Origin of the sequence: Pseudomonas sp. TMW22089 (assembly GCF_022496645.1) — a bacterium.
Taxonomy (GTDB): domain Bacteria; phylum Pseudomonadota; class Gammaproteobacteria; order Pseudomonadales; family Pseudomonadaceae; genus Aquipseudomonas; species Aquipseudomonas paraversuta.
The window spans coordinates 24946-40009 of record NZ_SCFG01000003.1; the positions used below are offsets into that span (position 1 = coordinate 24946).

General features: G+C 58.9%; 13 protein-coding genes. 6 read left to right on the forward strand and 7 right to left on the reverse strand.

From position 1 onward, the window contains the following. The 4 genes from EQV90_RS04265 to EQV90_RS04280 form a co-directional block, all read right to left on the reverse strand. Positions 1 to 798, reverse strand: coding sequence for a MetQ/NlpA family ABC transporter substrate-binding protein (locus tag EQV90_RS04265; protein WP_003444573.1), 798 nt, complete (start codon positions 796 to 798; stop codon positions 1 to 3). 82 nt (positions 799 to 880) lie between these two features. Continuing rightward, complete coding sequence (locus EQV90_RS04270; RefSeq protein WP_003444571.1) at positions 881 to 2242, reverse strand: LLM class flavin-dependent oxidoreductase; 1362 nt, start codon at positions 2240 to 2242, stop codon at positions 881 to 883. Then, the gene (locus tag EQV90_RS04275) at positions 2242 to 3438 is read right to left on the reverse strand and encodes an SfnB family sulfur acquisition oxidoreductase (protein WP_003444569.1); all 1197 of its coding nucleotides are present in this window, start codon (positions 3436 to 3438) and stop codon (positions 2242 to 2244) included. The genes EQV90_RS04270 and EQV90_RS04275 overlap by 1 nt, the downstream gene beginning before the upstream one ends. 14 nt (positions 3439 to 3452) lie before the next feature. After that, positions 3453 to 4694, reverse strand: coding sequence for an SfnB family sulfur acquisition oxidoreductase (locus EQV90_RS04280; RefSeq protein ID WP_240877783.1), 1242 nt, complete (start codon positions 4692 to 4694; stop codon positions 3453 to 3455). 969 nt (positions 4695 to 5663) lie between these two features. Between EQV90_RS04280 and EQV90_RS04285 the strand changes: the two genes are divergently transcribed. Next, positions 5664 to 6596 (forward strand): SdiA-regulated domain-containing protein, encoded by a 933-nt coding sequence (locus tag EQV90_RS04285; protein ID WP_003444565.1) that lies wholly within the window; start codon positions 5664 to 5666, stop codon positions 6594 to 6596. A 92-nt stretch (positions 6597 to 6688) separates the two neighbouring features. Continuing rightward, positions 6689 to 7588 carry an SdiA-regulated domain-containing protein gene (locus tag EQV90_RS04290; RefSeq protein WP_003444563.1) on the forward strand — a complete coding sequence of 300 codons (900 nt, stop codon included), beginning with the start codon at positions 6689 to 6691 and terminating at the stop codon, positions 7586 to 7588. Positions 7589 to 7658: 70 nt separating this feature from the next. Here the strand turns inward: EQV90_RS04290 and rpiA are convergent, their stop codons facing one another. Further along, positions 7659 to 8330 carry a ribose-5-phosphate isomerase RpiA gene (gene rpiA, locus EQV90_RS04295; protein ID WP_003444561.1) on the reverse strand — a complete coding sequence of 224 codons (672 nt, stop codon included), beginning with the start codon at positions 8328 to 8330 and terminating at the stop codon, positions 7659 to 7661. 220 nt (positions 8331 to 8550) lie between these two features. On the opposite strand from rpiA, the gene ilvA reads away from it, so the two are divergent. Together ilvA and EQV90_RS04305 are read left to right on the forward strand one after the other, a co-directional pair. Further along, complete coding sequence (gene ilvA, locus EQV90_RS04300; protein WP_003444559.1) at positions 8551 to 10068, forward strand: threonine ammonia-lyase, biosynthetic; 1518 nt, start codon at positions 8551 to 8553, stop codon at positions 10066 to 10068. A gap of 37 nt (positions 10069 to 10105) precedes the next feature. Next, on the forward strand, positions 10106 to 10534 hold the full coding sequence (locus EQV90_RS04305; RefSeq protein ID WP_003444557.1) for a DUF2269 family protein: 429 nt from the start codon (positions 10106 to 10108) through the stop codon (positions 10532 to 10534). Positions 10535 to 10595: 61 nt separating this feature from the next. Here the strand turns inward: EQV90_RS04305 and EQV90_RS04310 are convergent, their stop codons facing one another. Further along, positions 10596 to 11252, reverse strand: coding sequence for an HAD family hydrolase (locus tag EQV90_RS04310; RefSeq protein WP_127196542.1), 657 nt, complete (start codon positions 11250 to 11252; stop codon positions 10596 to 10598). 143 nt (positions 11253 to 11395) lie between these two features. Here EQV90_RS04310 and EQV90_RS04315 point away from each other — a divergent pair, with 143 nt between their 5' ends. Together EQV90_RS04315 and ptsP are read left to right on the forward strand one after the other, a co-directional pair. Beyond that, positions 11396 to 11875 (forward strand): RNA pyrophosphohydrolase, encoded by a 480-nt coding sequence (locus tag EQV90_RS04315; protein WP_003444551.1) that lies wholly within the window; start codon positions 11396 to 11398, stop codon positions 11873 to 11875. Positions 11876 to 11896: 21 nt separating this feature from the next. Next, on the forward strand, positions 11897 to 14176 hold the full coding sequence (gene ptsP, locus EQV90_RS04320; protein ID WP_003444550.1) for a phosphoenolpyruvate--protein phosphotransferase: 2280 nt from the start codon (positions 11897 to 11899) through the stop codon (positions 14174 to 14176). Between the two features lie 63 nt (positions 14177 to 14239). On the opposite strand, the gene EQV90_RS04325 is transcribed toward ptsP, so the two are convergent. Beyond that, positions 14240 to 14986 (reverse strand): NRDE family protein, encoded by a 747-nt coding sequence (locus EQV90_RS04325; protein WP_240877784.1) that lies wholly within the window; start codon positions 14984 to 14986, stop codon positions 14240 to 14242. Positions 14987 to 15064: the final 78 nt, after the last annotated feature.

Below are 15064 nucleotides of genomic sequence, written 5' to 3' on the forward strand. Positions count from 1 at the left end.
TCAGTTATCCCAGCCAGGTTGATACAGGGTGCCGTAGGCCTTATCCAGCGAGGCTTTGACCACGGGCGAATGCTGGTAGATATCGACAAATCTGGCCAGTCGCGGGTCGTCCTTGTTCTTGGGCTGGATCACGAATTGAATGACGTATTCCGGGTGGTCGATGCCGTCAAACAACAGCGCCGAGTTGGCATCGAAGTTTTTCGACAGGCGTATGTAGTGCGGGTACCCCTGCACCAGATCGGCATCGTCATAGGCGCGTACCAGCTGTACGGCTTCGACCTGCAGGATCTTGATGTTTTTCGGATTGGCGACGATATCTTCTTCGGTCGCCTTGTAGCCTACGCCGGGCTTGAGGGTGATGAGGCCGGCCTTGGCCAGCAGTTGCAGGCCGCGTCCACTGTTGATCGGGTCATTGGCGATGGCCACCGTAGCGCCCTGGGGAAGTTGGTCCAGGCTTTTGTATTTTTTCGAGTACAGGCCCACGTTGTTGATGATGCCTTTGGCATAGGGCACCAGGTTAAACCCGCCAGCAGCGTTGGCATTTTCCAGGAACGGGATGTGCTGGAAGTAGTTCACGTCGATGTCGCCGCTGTTGAGGCTGACGTTGGGAGCGATCCAGTCGCTGAACTCGATCAGCTCGACATCCAGGCCTTGCTTCCTGGCTTCGTTCACCGTCGTTTCAAGGGCGGGAGCAAAGGCCGCCGTGGTGCCGACCTTGAGCGGGGCGTCGCTGGCGAACACGATGCCGCTGAACAGTCCGAGCGCCAGAACCAGTGGGGTTAAGTGTTTTTTGTGCATGGGGCAAATTCCATTCAAAAATTCAGAATTCAAATCCTCCAGGAGCGAGCATCAGACGGCTCGTGAGCTCGCTCCTGCAGGGTTATTCGGGTTGGCGGTAAGCGGCGCCCGTATGCCGTTCAGGCAAGTGCGCGTCGCCCTCGGTAAAGAGTTTTTGCCGCAGGCTGCCGGTGTCATATGCGGTCTTGTAGGAGCCCCGGCGTTGCAGCTCGGGGACTACCAGATCGATAAAGTCGACATAGCTTTCCGGCGTCACGATGCGGGTCAGGTTGAAGCCGTCCAGACCGGTCTCTTCGATCCACGATTCGAGCTCGTCGGCCACCTGTTGCGGTGAGCCCACCAATGTCATGTAGCGCCCGCCCAGTGCGTGTTGTTCAAGCAGTTTGCGCCGGGTCCAGTCGTTGTTTTGCAGCACTTTGGTAGCGGACTGGATGGCGTTGTTCTTCACGTACTGGATCGGCTCGTCCAGTTCGTAGTCGGCAAAGTCGATGCCTGTGGAGCTGGAAAAATGCGCCACCCCGGCTTCGGCACTGGCATAGCCCAGGTACTCGTCGCGCTTGGCCCGGGCCAGGGCTTCGGTGGGCGCGACTATCACGTTGAGGCCCATAAACAGTTTGATGTCATCCGGGTTGCGTCCTGCCGCCGCGGCGCTGGCGCGAACCTTGTCGACCTGGGTTTTGGTCGCCGCCTTGGTCTGGCCACTGATAAACACGCACTCGGCATGGCGCCCGGCAAACACCAGACCGCGATCCGAACTGCCGGCCTGAAACAGTACCGGCGTGCGCTGGGGTGAGGGTTCGCACAGGTGATAGCCCTCGACCTGGTAGAACTCGCCGGCATGTCTGACCTTGTGCACCTTGTCGGGACGGGCATAGATGCGCTGTGCCGGGTCGTTGACCACGGCGCCGTTTTCCCAGCTGCCTTCCCAGAGTTTGTACAACACCTCCAGGTATTCATCGGCCTGGTCGTAACGCCGGTCATGTTCGACCTGTTCGCTCAGGCCCATGGCTTTGGCCGCGCTGTCCAGATACCCGGTGACGATGTTCCAGCCCACACGGCCGCGGGTCAGATGGTCCAGTGTCGACATGCGACGGGCGAATAAATACGGGGGCTCGTAGGTCAGGTTTGCGGTCAGGCCAAAGCCAAGGTTTCTGGTTACGGCCGCCATGGCCGATACCAGCAGCAGCGGGTCGTTGACCGGCAGCTGGATCGACTCCTTGAGCGGCACATCAACCGACTGTTGATAGACGTCGTAGACGCCGACGATATCGGCGATAAACAGCCCGTCAAACAGCCCGCGCTCCAGCAGCTGCGCCAGCTCAGTCCAGTATTCAAGGGTGTTGAACTGGGTGGAGTTGTCCCGTGGATGCGTCCACAGACCGTGGTTGATGTGACCAATGCAGTTCATGTTGAAGGCATTGATCAGGATTTTCTTTTTGCTCATCAGATGGTCCCCCGCAATGGCGGGTTCGTATCGTTGAGGTAGTAATTGCCCACCGCGTGATATTTCCAGCGCACCGGATCGTGCAGGGTGTGGACCCGGGCGTTGCGCCAGTGGCGATCGAGCCCGTGTTCGGCGAGGGTGGCCTGGCTGCCCGCCAGTTCAAACAGGGTGCTGCCTGCGGCCAGCGAAATCTCGGTGCTGATGGCGCGCGCTTCTGCCACCGCAATCGAGGCAGCTGCCACGGTGCCGGCATGGGTATTGGCCTGGGCGATATCCAGCAGTTCACCGGCGCGCTCCAGCAAGGCTTCGGCGGCATGCAGACGCACACTCAGGCGGCCAAAGCTTTTCAGGGTGAGCGGGTCTTCGCTGGCAATATCGCTGGTGGCGTCGATCCAGGGCCGGGTCTTGGTGCGCACAAAATGCAGCGCGTCTTCAAAGGCGGCGCGGGCGATGCCGGTGTCGATGGCGGCATGGAGGATTTGCGCCAGCGGGCCAACCGGGGTCGGGCGCTCAAAGGCGCTTTGAAACGGAATCACGTCATCAGCGGCGACGAACACATTGTCGAACAGCACCGAGCCGCTGCCGGTGGTGCGCTGGCCGAAGCCGCTCCAGTCGTCAATCACGGTCAGGCCGTCGCTGTCGCGGGGCACGAACGCCAGGTGCTGTACGCCGTTATCATCCACCACCGAGGTCGGAATACGCTGCGCATACAGGGCGCCGGTGGCGTAAAACTTGCGACCGGTGATGCGGTAGCCGTCTTCGGCCCTGGCCAGGTGGGTGGTACGGTCGTGGGCGGTTTTAGTGCCGATTTCGGCCAGGGCATTACCAAAGCGCTGCCCGGCCAGGACCTCGGCATATAGCCGCGCCTGTTGTGCCGGCGTGCCATTGACCCGCAGCACTTCAAGTGCATAGAAATGGTTTTGCGGAATTTGCCCCAGCGAGGCGTCAGCAGCAGCAATCAATGCCACCACCTGAGCCAGCGTGACATTGGACACGCCGGCGCCACCCCAGGCCTGCGGCACGGTAATGCCCCACAGGCCGGTGTGGGAAAACAGTTCGAGTTCATCAAGCGGCAGGCGTCGATCGCGGTCGCGTACAGCACTTTCGCGTTTGAAATGTGCGGCCAGTTCACGGGCTACGCTCAGGGCCTCGGCATCACTGCGGATGACCGGGACCTGTTTGGATATCAGGGACATGGGTATCTCCGTAGTCAAATCCAGGAATGCCGGGCAGGCAGGGTGCCGTTGAGGCGGTAGGTGCCGATAGCGTGGTATTTCCAGCGGACCGGGTCGTGCAGGGTATGAACCCGTGCGTTGCGCCAGTGTCGGTCGAGGTTGAAACGGGCGAGGGTGGCGCTGCTGCCCGCCAGTTCGAAAAGTTTTTCGCTGGCCAGCAACGACAGCTCGGTGCTCAGCACCTTGGCTTCGGCCACGGCAATCGAGGCCCGGGCGGCGGCCTGCGCATCAATCGTTGCGGCGCTGACTTCATCCAGTACCCGGCCGGCTTTGCGCAACAAGGCTTCGGCGGCATGCAACTCGATCTTCAATTTGCCGATGTCGGCGATGACATAGGGATCATCGCTGTTGCGCTCGACCCTGGCGTCGATCCACGGCCGGGAACGTTCGCGTACAAAACTGATGGTGTCGGTGATGGCTTCGCGGGCGATGCCCAGATCGATGGCGGCCTGGATCAGTTGCGACACCGAGCCCTGAATGTTCGGCACTTCGCCCAAACGCCAGCTGTCGATGACCAGTTCGTCATCAATGCGCACGCTGTTGAGCAACACGGTACCGCTGGCAGTGGTGCGCTGGCCAAAGCCGGACCAGTCATCGACAACGCGCAGGCCGGGAGTCCCGCGGCGAACAAAGGCCATGACCGGTTTGCCGTCGTCGTTGAGCGCCTTGACTGCAATCCAGTGCGCGAACAGTGCACCGGTGGAGTAAAACTTCTGACCACTGATGACGAAATTATTCTTGTCAGCGGTTATGCGTGCCTTCAAGTCCAGGGTGTTTTTACTGCCGCGTTCAGGCCCCGCATTACCGATGCGCCAGCCCTGCAGCACGCTGCTGAACAGTTGCTCTTTTTGCGATTGACTCGCGGTGCTGGAAATCAGATTGAGAATGCCCACCTGGTTCTGCGGAATCTGCCCCAGCGCCGGGTCGGCGGCCGAAATAATGGCAAACACTTCAGCCAGGGTGACGAAGGAAACCTGTGGCCCGCCGAACTCCCGGGGAATGGAGATACTGCCAAGTCCACTGCGGGTGAACTGCTCAATAAGTGACCAGGGCAATTTGCGTTGCTGATCGCGCCTGGCCGCGTGCTCACGGGCGGTGGCAGCCAGATCGCGTGCGGCTTCAAGGGCTTCGTTGTCGGTGCGCAGGATGTGCGCTGCGAGCAACAAGGGGGCGACATCCAGGTCGCTTTGCAGGTGTGCATTAGCCAGATTGGACATCACTGCTGCTCCTTGGCTGCACGCAATGCCCTGGCGATTTCCACAAGGGTAATTGTGTTACGGACCATACCTACCTCGCATCTCATTGGAGCACCGCTTGAGCGGTGCAGATAAAAGCTGGAAAGTCCGGTGGTCCGGTGCATATACCCTAATTGAGTATAAAAATTAAAAGAACTAACTTTTAGGAATATGGATAGACGATTCGTCCTGGCTGGCTGTTGCGCCAGAGGGGCTGCGGCTTTGCATTACCCGGGGGAGCCCTGCGAGTGCCACCCATGCGCGATATGGATCTGTCCTGTTTGCTGGAACAAGGACCAGTCCGTGAGAGGCTTTTGCCGTATTTGTCCCGTGGTGATTTACAAAATCCGGGGCAGACCAACTCAGCGAACAGAAGCGCCGTTAATACACCTTGGTCAGCTACGTCACCCTCGCCGGCTACACCTCTTCAGTTACCTTCTAGTACCCCTCGCTCCTATTTTTAAGCTCTCGTTCGAAAAATGACGAGCCGCCCTGGCTTGACTATCAAACCAAGGGGGCTTTGAAGAGAACGTTTACTACATTCAGGTATTCCAGGAGTCGACACCCGATCGCATAACTAACAGAACGACCCATGAACATAGCCGCACTGAAACTTTAAGTGCGGCTTTTTAATCGGCATGTCTATATATGCTGTGATTTTTTTATCTTTGATTCATGTTGCAAACGTATTTGATCAAACCACTCAAACCCTTTCAGGGGACCCACTGAGCACGATCCCGACGCACTCCTCAGTGGCGCTAGAAAAACCCTTTGCAAGCCGTGGTAGGCCTGCCTCGTAACATTTTTTCACAGCCCCCCGATTCCGGTGTGTATTTCGCTGCATTTATCATTTATTTCACAACGCATCTGCATAATAGGTTCGAGCCAGGCAGTGGATTTGCCCGCTTTGTGATATTTAGACGTTGCCAAATTTCCCGGAAGATTATTCAAATGGCTTCAGACCCTCAGCTGACCCCGCCTGCACGCTCTCGCTTCAGCCTGCGCTGGTATTACTGGCTTGTACTGCTTGGCGCCGTGCTCTATGGGGTGGCGGCCATCATGCATTGGGATGACCGGGGGGCGTTGTGGGTGCTGGAGCAATTTGAGAACCCGCAAGAACAGAACGAAAGCGTGTGGTTGCCGGACTACACGGCGGTTATTGATGGCAAGCCATTACCGGGGATGGAAAAGGATGAAGCGTCGGACCTGGCCTATAACCCGCTGAGCAAAACCCTGTTTTCGGTGATGGGCAAGAACCCGTTTCTGGTGGAGCTGACCCTCGATGGCGATGTCCTGCGCAAAATTCCGCTGGTGGGCTGGAGCAACCCTGAAGGCCTGACGGTGATGGAAAATGGTCTGCTGGCCATTGTCGATGAGCGTGAGCACTTGCTGACCATCGTCAATATCGATGCCAACACCAAAACCCTGAATATCGCCGACTTCCCCAAGTACAACCTGGGCCCCTCCAGGAACCAGAACAAAGCCTTCGAGGCCATTGCCTGGGACCCGCGCCGCCAGCAACTGTTGCTGGGCGAAGAGCGCCCGCCGCAGTTGTATGTATGGAAAAGCGACGGCGGCCAGGTCCTCTCTGGAAGCAAGCAGAAGGTGCCTAGCGATGAACTGGATTTGCGCAACCTTTCGGCTTTGAGCATTGATCCGAGAACGGGCCATACCCTGGTGCTTTCGGCGGATTCGCACATGTTGCTGGAGCTCGATGAACTGGGCGAGCAGGTCAGTTTCATGACCTTGCTGCGCGGTTTCAATGGTCTCAAAAACACCATTCCCCGGGCTGAAGGGGTGGCGATCGATGAAAACGGCACCCTGTATATGGTCAGTGAGCCGAATCTGTTTTATCGCTTTGAGAAAACTCCGAAAAAACCTTGAGCCGGTTGCGGCGCAAGACCGGCGGCGTTATTAAGTTTGAGTTCAGCCAGTCGTGGTATTTCACCCGCCTGATCTGTTTAGGGTTCGTCTCAATGCGCCGCTTCAATCGTGCTACCGCTCTTGTGCTGTGCCTGACTCTGCTGGCTGCGGGTTTCGCCGCACAACATTACCGTCTGTTCGAGCACACCTGGTTCAAGGTCAGCCGGCTATGGCAACAGGCCAACCCCGCAGCGATCAATCTGGGCGAGTATCGCGCCGTGCTGCAAGGCCAGGTGATTGAAGGGCTTGAGGACAATGTCTCGGCACTGACCTACGACCCGCTGCGTAAAAGCCTGTTTACCGTGACCAACAAAAAAAGCGAACTGGTGGAGTTGAGCCTGGATGGCCGGATTTTGCGGCGTATTGCCCTGATCGGGTTTGGCGATGCCGAGGCAGTCGAGTTTATTGACGCCAATACCTACGTGATTGCCGACGAACATGAGCAGCGGCTGTTCAAGGTCAAGGTTGATGACAACACTCAGGTACTCGATGCCCGGGAGGCGAAGCAGCTGACGCTGGGGATCCATCAGCGGGGTAACAAGGGATTTGAAGGGTTGGCCTACGACTCGGTCGGCAAGCGTCTGTTTGTGGCCAAGGAGCGGGATCCGATGCTGATTTACGAAGTGCGGGGCTTCCCTCAGGACAATCCCCAAACGCCGTATGCCATCCACGTGGTGAGCAATGCGCGGCGCGATGCCCGGTTATTTGTGCGCGATCTGTCGAGTTTGCAGTTTGACGAGCGCAGCGGGCATTTGCTGGCCTTGTCCGATGAGTCGAGGTTGTTGCTGGAGCTGGATATAGACGGGCGGCCCATCAGCACGCTGTCGCTGAAAAAGGGCCGTCATGGCCTGAAAAAAACAGTGCCACAAGCGGAAGGTGTCGCCATGGACGACGAAGGAGCGTTATACGTGGTGAGTGAGCCAAATCTGTTTTACGTGTTCAAAAAACCATAAAACATTAAAAACAAACCGTAGGAGCGAGCTCTTGATGGCGGTTTGAGAAGCTCGCTCCTACAAGTTGGGGTTAGCGGGTCAGGGTTTTCACGCCTTCGGCGGTACCCAGCAACAGCAGGTCAGCCGGGCGGGCAGCGAACAGGCCGTTGGTCACGACGCCGACGATGGCGTTGATCTGACGCTCCAGCTCTACCGGGTTGGTGATCTGCATGTTGAACACGTCGATGATGATGTTGCCGTTGTCCGTCACCACACCTTCGCGGTAAACCGGGTCGCCGCCCAGCTTGACCAGTTCGCGGGCTACATGGCTGCGGGCCATCGGGATCACTTCAACGGGCAGTGGGAACGCGCCCAGTACCGGGACCAGCTTGCTGCCGTCGGCGATGCAGATAAAGGTCTTGGCCACAGCGGCCACGATCTTCTCGCGGGTCAGGGCTGCGCCGCCGCCTTTGATCAGGTTCAGGTTTTCGTCGCTTTCGTCTGCGCCATCGACATAGAACTCCAGGTCGCTGACGGTGTTCAGTTCGTAAACCGGAATACCGTGGCCCTTGAGGCGGGCGGCAGTGGCTTCGGAACTGGCCACGGCGCCGTCGAAGGCACCCTTGTGCAGAGCCAGGGCATCGATAAAGCAGTTGGCCGTGGAGCCGGTACCGACCCCTACAACGCTCTTGTCATCCAGCTTTGGAAGGATGAAGTCGACGGCAGCCTGGGCTACGGCCTGTTTGAGTTGGTCCTGGGTCATGGGGGCTCCGGGCGGGAAGGGGAACAGAAAGGCCGGCATTATAGAGGCAACTAACCGGGGATGTGGACGGCCTGATGTCTGGCGCCATGCTGGTCGCTGGCAAGCCCGCTGCCGCTGGATGGGGGAGCGGGCCAATAAACCTTCCCTTTCGTGTGGTCGGTTGCGCAAACGCTGGGGTAGACTCCTTGGTCCCTGCCAACCCGCCCAGTGAAGCTTTCCGATGCTCGAACAGTACGTTAAGAAAATCCTCACCTCGCGCGTTTATGACGTTGCCGTAGAAACTCCCTTGCAAGCTGCCAACCAGCTCACCGCGCGGCTGGGCAACCATATTTTGCTCAAGCGCGAAGATTTGCAGCCGGTGTACTCGTTCAAGATTCGCGGCGCTTACAACAAGCTCATGCACTTGAGCGACGCCGAGCGCGCCTGTGGCGTAGTCACCGCGTCGGCGGGCAATCATGCACAGGGTCTGGCCCTGGCAGCCAAGGTACTGGGGGTCAAGGCCACCATCGTCATGCCCAAAACCACCCCCGAGATCAAGGTCGAAGGTGTTCGTTCCCGGGGCGGTATCGTGGTGCTGCATGGCGATACTTTCCCTGAAGCCCTGGCCTACTCGCTGCAATTGGTCGAGAAGGAAGGCTACGTCTACGTTCACCCCTACGATGACCCGCATACCATTGCCGGGCAGGGCACCGTGGCGATGGAGATTCTGCGCCAGCACCCGGCACCGCTGGATGCGATCTTCGTGCCGGTGGGCGGCGGCGGGCTGATCGCCGGGATTGCCGCGTATGTGAAATACCTGCGTCCCGAGATCAAGATCATTGGCGTCGAGCCCGATGATTCCAACTGCCTGCAAGCCGCGATGGCGGCCGGCGAGCGCGTGGTGCTGCCTGCGGTCGGGATTTTCGCCGATGGTGTGGCCGTGGCCCAGATTGGCCAGCACACCTTCGATATCTGCAAAGACTACGTCGACGAAGTCATCACCGTCAGCACCGACGAAATCTGTGCGGCAATCAAGGATATTTTCGACGATACCCGCTCGATCACCGAACCTGCCGGCGCCCTGGGTGTGGCAGGGATCAAGAAGTATGTGGAGCAGCGCGGTGTGCGTGGCCAGACCCTGGTTGCCATCGACTCCGGTGCCAATGTCAACTTCGACCGCCTGCGCCATGTGGCCGAGCGAGCCGAGCTGGGTGAGGGCCGCGAAGCCATTATCGCGGTGACCATTCCTGAGGTGCCGGGCAGTTTCAAGGCGTTCTGCCAGGCCGTCGGCAAGCGTCAGATCACCGAATTCAACTATCGCTACCACACCGGCAGCGAGGCGCACATTTTTGTTGGGGTGCAGACCCATCCGGAAAACGACCCCCGCAGCGCACTGCTGGCCAGCCTGACCGAACAGGGCTTCCCGGTGATCGACCTGACCGAGAACGAACTGGCCAAGTTGCACATCCGGCACATGGTTGGCGGGCATGCAGCCAAGGTCAGCGATGAACTGCTGTTCCGTTTCGAGTTTCCGGAGCGCCCGGGCGCGCTGTTCAACTTCCTGCACAAGCTGGGCGGGCGCTGGAACATTTCGATGTTCCATTACCGTAACCACGGGGCGGCCGATGGTCGGGTCATGGCCGGGCTGCAAGTGCCTGCCGATGAGCGTCATCTGGTGCCTGCCGCGCTGGCCGAGATTGGCTACCCATATTGGGATGAGAGCGATAACCCGGCGTATCAGCTGTTTCTTGGCCGATAGCCGCTACGCTGACTGAACGGCTCAAGGGATTAATCAAATGGAAACGTTCACCGCGTTAAAACTGCTGCATGGCGTATCGACACTGCTGCTGTTGGTCAGCGCCATTGTGTTGCTGGTGGTGGTGATTCGACGCTGGCGGGCAGGGGATAAAGACCTGTCGGGCGGCATCGTCAGACGGCCCTGGGCTTTTGTCTGGGCGCTAATGGCCCTGTGCCTGGTGGCGTTGCCGGTGAGCGGCTGGTTTCTGGTGCATATGGCCGGCTGGCCGCTGAGTCAGCTGTGGTTGCTGGCGGGCAGCAGTTTGTACCTGGTGGGCGGCTTGAGCTGGTTGTGGTTGCTGGTACGGCTCAATCGCCTGCGGTTGGGGCGAGTGGCCAGACATCCTGGATTTACGCTGGGGCTGGCGATTTTTTGTACGATTTGCTTTATCGCCATTGCCGGGCTGATGGGTGCCAAGCCGGTTTGACCCTGTTGCATCTGCAGGAGCGAGCTTGCTCCTGCAGTAGGTTGTGGGGGTGGGGGGGGGATCAGTCGCGCAGCGTCATCACTGGCCAGCCGCGTTTTTCGGCTTCGGCCCGCAGGTTCGGATCAGGATCAACCGCCACCGGGTGGGTCACTTGCTCCAGCAGCGGCAAGTCGTTCATTGAGTCGCTATAGAACCAGCTGTCATCCAGGCTGTAGCCATTTTCTTCGATCCAGCGGTTCAGGCGTGTCACCTTGCCTTCACGAAAGCACGGCACGTCTGTGCTGCGCCCGGTATAGCGGCCATCGACGATTTCGCACTCGGTGGCAATCAGGTGTTCCACGCCGAGCTTTTGGGCGATCGGTGCCGTTACCACGCGGTTGGTGGCCGTGATAATGACCAGCGTGTCGCCTGCTGCACGGTGTTTTTCCAGCAGGGCTTGTGCCTTGGGCAACATCAACGGCTCGATGCAATCGCGCATGAATTCGCGGTGCCATTGATCCAGTTGAGCCATGTCATGCCGGCCAAAGATTTCCATGCTGAAATTAAGGTAGGCGGCGTTGTCGAGTTTGCCGGCCAGGTAATCCTGATAAAAGGCATCGTTGCGCGCCTTGTAAGCGTCGCCGTCGAGAATGCCCCGCTGGCACAAGTAATCGCCCCAAGCGTGATCGCTGTCACCGCCCAGAAGGGTGTTGTCCAGGTCGAATAAAGCCAGTCGCATTGAAATTACCCGCTGAAGTGTCTGTTAAAAGGCCACAAGAATACGGTCTTTTCATAAGAGTGCACATAAGGCGGGAAGGCGCGTTGCTGCTTTCACAACCTTTGTGGAACAATGCGGTGACATGCGTTTGCGAGGTTGTTGCCGTGATCGACCCCGATGGTTTCCGCCCTAATGTCGGGATTATTCTGACAAATGATGCTGGTCAGGTACTTTGGGCTCGCCGAATCAATCAAGACGCGTGGCAGTTTCCCCAGGGTGGTATCAACCCTGATGAGACGCCGGAAGACGCCTTGTACCGTGAGTTGAACGAAGAAGTTGGCCTTGAGCGCGAAGATGTGGAAATACTCGCCTGCACGCGAGGCTGGTTGCGTTATCGTTTGCCGCAACGTCTGGTCCGTACCCATAGCCAACCGCTGTGTATCGGTCAGAAGCAAAAGTGGTTTTTGCTGCGCCTGGTCTCCAACGAGAAACGGGTGCGGATGGATTTGACCGGTAAACCGGAGTTCGATGGCTGGCGTTGGGTCAGTTATTGGTATCCGTTGGGCCAGGTGGTGACATTCAAGCGCGAGGTTTACCGTCGCGCTCTCAAAGAGCTTGCCCCGCGCCTTTTAACGCGCGCCTGACACGGAGTTCGACCCCGAGCCATGCTCAATACGCTGCGCAAGATCGTCCAGGAAGTTAACTCCGCCAAGGATCTCAAGGCGGCGTTGGGGATTATTGTGCTGCGCGTCAAAGAGGCCATGGGCAGTCAGGTCTGCTCGGTCTATTTGCTCGATCCAGAGACCAATCGTTTTGTCCTGATGGCGACCGAGGGCCTGAACAAGCGCTCGATCGGCAAGGTCAGCATGGCGCCCAACGAAGGCCTGGTGGGTCTGGTGGGCACCCGTGAAGAACCTCTGAACCTCGAAAACGCCGCCGATCACCCTCGTTATCGTTACTTTGCAGAAACCGGTGAAGAGCGGTATGCCTCTTTCCTCGGCGCGCCGATCATCCACCACCGCCGAGTGGTGGGGGTTCTGGTCATCCAGCAAAAAGAACGTCGTCAGTTCGATGAGGGTGAAGAAGCCTTCCTCGTGACCATGAGCGCGCAGCTGGCGGGGGTTATTGCCCATGCCGAAGCCACGGGCTCGATCCGCGGCCTGGGACGTCAGGGCAAGGGCATTCAGGAAGCCAAGTTCGTCGGTGTACCGGGTTCGCCCGGTGCGGCGGTCGGTACGGCGGTGGTCATGTTGCCCCCGGCCGATCTGGACGTGGTTCCGGACAAGAGCATTACCGATATCCCGGCTGAAATTGCGCTGTTCAAAACCGCCCTCGAAGGTGTGCGCAACGATATGCGCGCGGTGTCGAAAAAACTCGCCACCCAGTTGCGGCCCGAAGAACAGGCGCTGTTCGACGTGTATCTGATGATGCTCGACGATGCGTCGCTGGGCAGCGAAGTCAAAAATGTGATCAAGACCGGCCAGTGGGCCCAGGGCGCGTTGCGCCAGGTGGTGTCTGATCACGTCAACCGTTTCGAATTGATGGACGACGACTACCTGCGCGAGCGGGCGTCGGATGTGCGTGACCTCGGGCGGCGTCTGCTGGCCTATTTGCAACATGACCGCCAGCAAACCATGGTCTACCCCGACCACACCATCCTGGTCAGCGAAGAGCTGACCGCGACCATGCTCGGTGAAGTACCCGAAGGCAAGCTTGCGGGCCTGGTGTCGGTACTGGGTTCGGGCAACTCCCACGTGGCGATTCTGGCCCGGGCCATGGGGATTCCGACGGTAATGGGTCTGGTTGACCTGCCGTACTCCAGGGTCGACGGCATCCAGATGATCGTCGACGGCTACCATGGCGAGGTCTACACCAACCCCAGCGATGTGCTGCGCAAGCAATATGCCGAGGTTGTCGAAGAAGAACGCCAGCTGTCACAAGGCCTGGATGCCTTGCGTGAGCTGCCGTGCATCACACCTGACGGGCATCGCATGCCATTGTGGGTCAACACCGGCCTGCTGGCAGATGTGGCCCGTGCACAGCAGCGTGGCGCCGAAGGCGTAGGTCTGTACCGCACCGAAGTGCCGTTCATGATCAATCAGCGCTTTCCGAGCGAAAAGGAGCAGCTGGCGATTTATCGCGAGCAACTCGCAGCCTTCCATCCGCAACCGGTGACCATGCGCAGCCTGGACATTGGCGGCGACAAGTCACTGTCGTACTTCCCCATCAAAGAAGACAACCCGTTCCTTGGCTGGCGCGGGATACGCGTCACCCTCGACCACCCCGAAATCTTTCTGGTGCAGGCCCGGGCCATGCTCAAGGCCAGCGAAGGCCTGAACAACCTGCGTATTTTGCTGCCGATGATTTCCGGCACCCACGAACTTGAAGAGGCCCTGCACCTGCTGCACCGTGCCTGGGGTGAAGTGCGCGACGAAGGCACTGATGTACCGATGCCGCCAATCGGGGTAATGATCGAAATTCCGGCAGCGGTGTACCAGACCAAGGAGCTGGCGCGCCAGGTGGACTTCCTGTCGGTGGGCTCCAACGACCTGACCCAATACCTGCTGGCCGTGGACCGTAACAACCCGCGGGTAGCCGATCTGTATGACTACTTGCACCCGGCGGTGCTGCAGGCCCTGCAATCAGTGGTGCGCGATGCACATGCCGAAGGCAAGCCGGTCAGTATTTGCGGTGAGATGGCGGGTGATCCGGCGGCGGCAATCTTGCTGATGGCCATGGGTTTTGACAGTTTGTCGATGAACGCCACCAACTTGCCGAAAGTGAAGTGGATGTTGCGTCAGGTCAGCCTGAGCCGCGCGAAGGAACTGCTGGCCGAAGTGATGACCATCGACAACCCGCAGGTGATTCGCAGCACCGTGCAACTGGCCCTGAAAAACATGGGCCTGACCCGCATGATGAATCCGGCGGCGATCAAGCCGTATTGATCGTCCCTCTGCAGGACTGTAGGCGCGAGCTGTTAAAAGCTCGCTCCTACAGTGGAATCCGAGTCATCCCTGGATTCTTACCTCTCCCAGGCGCCCACCCAACGGGCCAAAGCTGTGTTCAACCATCAGTCTCGAGCCGTCTGCGTTGACAATCAGCGCGGTGCTGGCGCGGGTGCCGTAGCTGGGGCTGGAAATGAATACGCTCGACAGCAAGCTTTCCGTGGCCAGGCCCACACCGGTATCAGGCAAATCACTGAAGGGCGCTGTCTGGCGATCACTGAGCAGTGCAAGCAGGGCCTGGGGTTGAGGGTCATTGAGAACCTCGGCCAGAGCCGCCCTGGCTTTCAGCAACTTGGGCCATGGCGTATCCAGCCCGGCATTCGACAAGCCATATATTCCTGCGTCGAGCAGCTGTGGTGCGACATCCTGGGAGTTGTAGTGCCAGAGCTGATCGGCAGTGCCCAGTAACAGATTGAACCCGGCATATTCCACAGAACGGCGGCCAACATCGGCGAAATACTCGCCAATTGACTGGTTGCCACTCAGAAAGTCAGATACCAGCTCCCCCCGCGAACGCCGTGAAGGCGGCTTGTGCGGCTCACGAATATTGGTCAGCGCCGCAAAGCGCCCGTTGGCGCCAATGCCCAGCCAGGTGCCCCCGGCCTCCAGATCACGGCCGGCATACACTTGAGGCGTATCGACCCACTGCGCCAGGGGCTTTGCCGGGCGTGCATAGAATTCATCACGGTTGGCCGCCACGACCAGAGGCTGGGCGTGGCCGGGGCGCCAGGCGAACACAATCAGACACATGGGCAGTCCTTAATGTTTTTTTAATCACTGTACTTATAGATTGCCTGAGCCTGTCACGCCATTCACTAGAGCCCAAGG

What these genes read in the sequence shown, in the direction of transcription:
- EQV90_RS04270 (WP_003444571.1), bottom strand. Translation starts at nt 2,242, where the DNA reads ATGAGCAAAAAGAAAATCCTGATCAATGCCTTCAACATGAACTGCATT.
- rpiA (WP_003444561.1), bottom strand. Translation starts at nt 8,330, where the DNA reads ATGACCCAGGACCAACTCAAACAGGCCGTAGCCCAGGCTGCCGTCGAC.
- EQV90_RS04285 (WP_003444565.1), top strand. Translation starts at nt 5,664, where the DNA reads ATGGCTTCAGACCCTCAGCTGACCCCGCCTGCACGCTCTCGCTTCAGC.
- EQV90_RS04280 (WP_240877783.1), bottom strand. Translation starts at nt 4,694, where the DNA reads ATGTCCAATCTGGCTAATGCACACCTGCAAAGCGACCTGGATGTCGCC.
- EQV90_RS04265 (WP_003444573.1), bottom strand. Translation starts at nt 798, where the DNA reads ATGCACAAAAAACACTTAACCCCACTGGTTCTGGCGCTCGGACTGTTC.
- EQV90_RS04310 (WP_127196542.1), bottom strand. Translation starts at nt 11,252, where the DNA reads ATGCGACTGGCTTTATTCGACCTGGACAACACCCTTCTGGGCGGTGAC.
- ilvA (WP_003444559.1), top strand. Translation starts at nt 8,551, where the DNA reads ATGCTCGAACAGTACGTTAAGAAAATCCTCACCTCGCGCGTTTATGAC.
- EQV90_RS04290 (WP_003444563.1), top strand. Translation starts at nt 6,689, where the DNA reads ATGCGCCGCTTCAATCGTGCTACCGCTCTTGTGCTGTGCCTGACTCTG.
- EQV90_RS04325 (WP_240877784.1), bottom strand. Translation starts at nt 14,986, where the DNA reads ATGTGTCTGATTGTGTTCGCCTGGCGCCCCGGCCACGCCCAGCCTCTG.
- EQV90_RS04305 (WP_003444557.1), top strand. Translation starts at nt 10,106, where the DNA reads ATGGAAACGTTCACCGCGTTAAAACTGCTGCATGGCGTATCGACACTG.
- EQV90_RS04275 (WP_003444569.1), bottom strand. Translation starts at nt 3,438, where the DNA reads ATGTCCCTGATATCCAAACAGGTCCCGGTCATCCGCAGTGATGCCGAG.
- ptsP (WP_003444550.1), top strand. Translation starts at nt 11,897, where the DNA reads ATGCTCAATACGCTGCGCAAGATCGTCCAGGAAGTTAACTCCGCCAAG.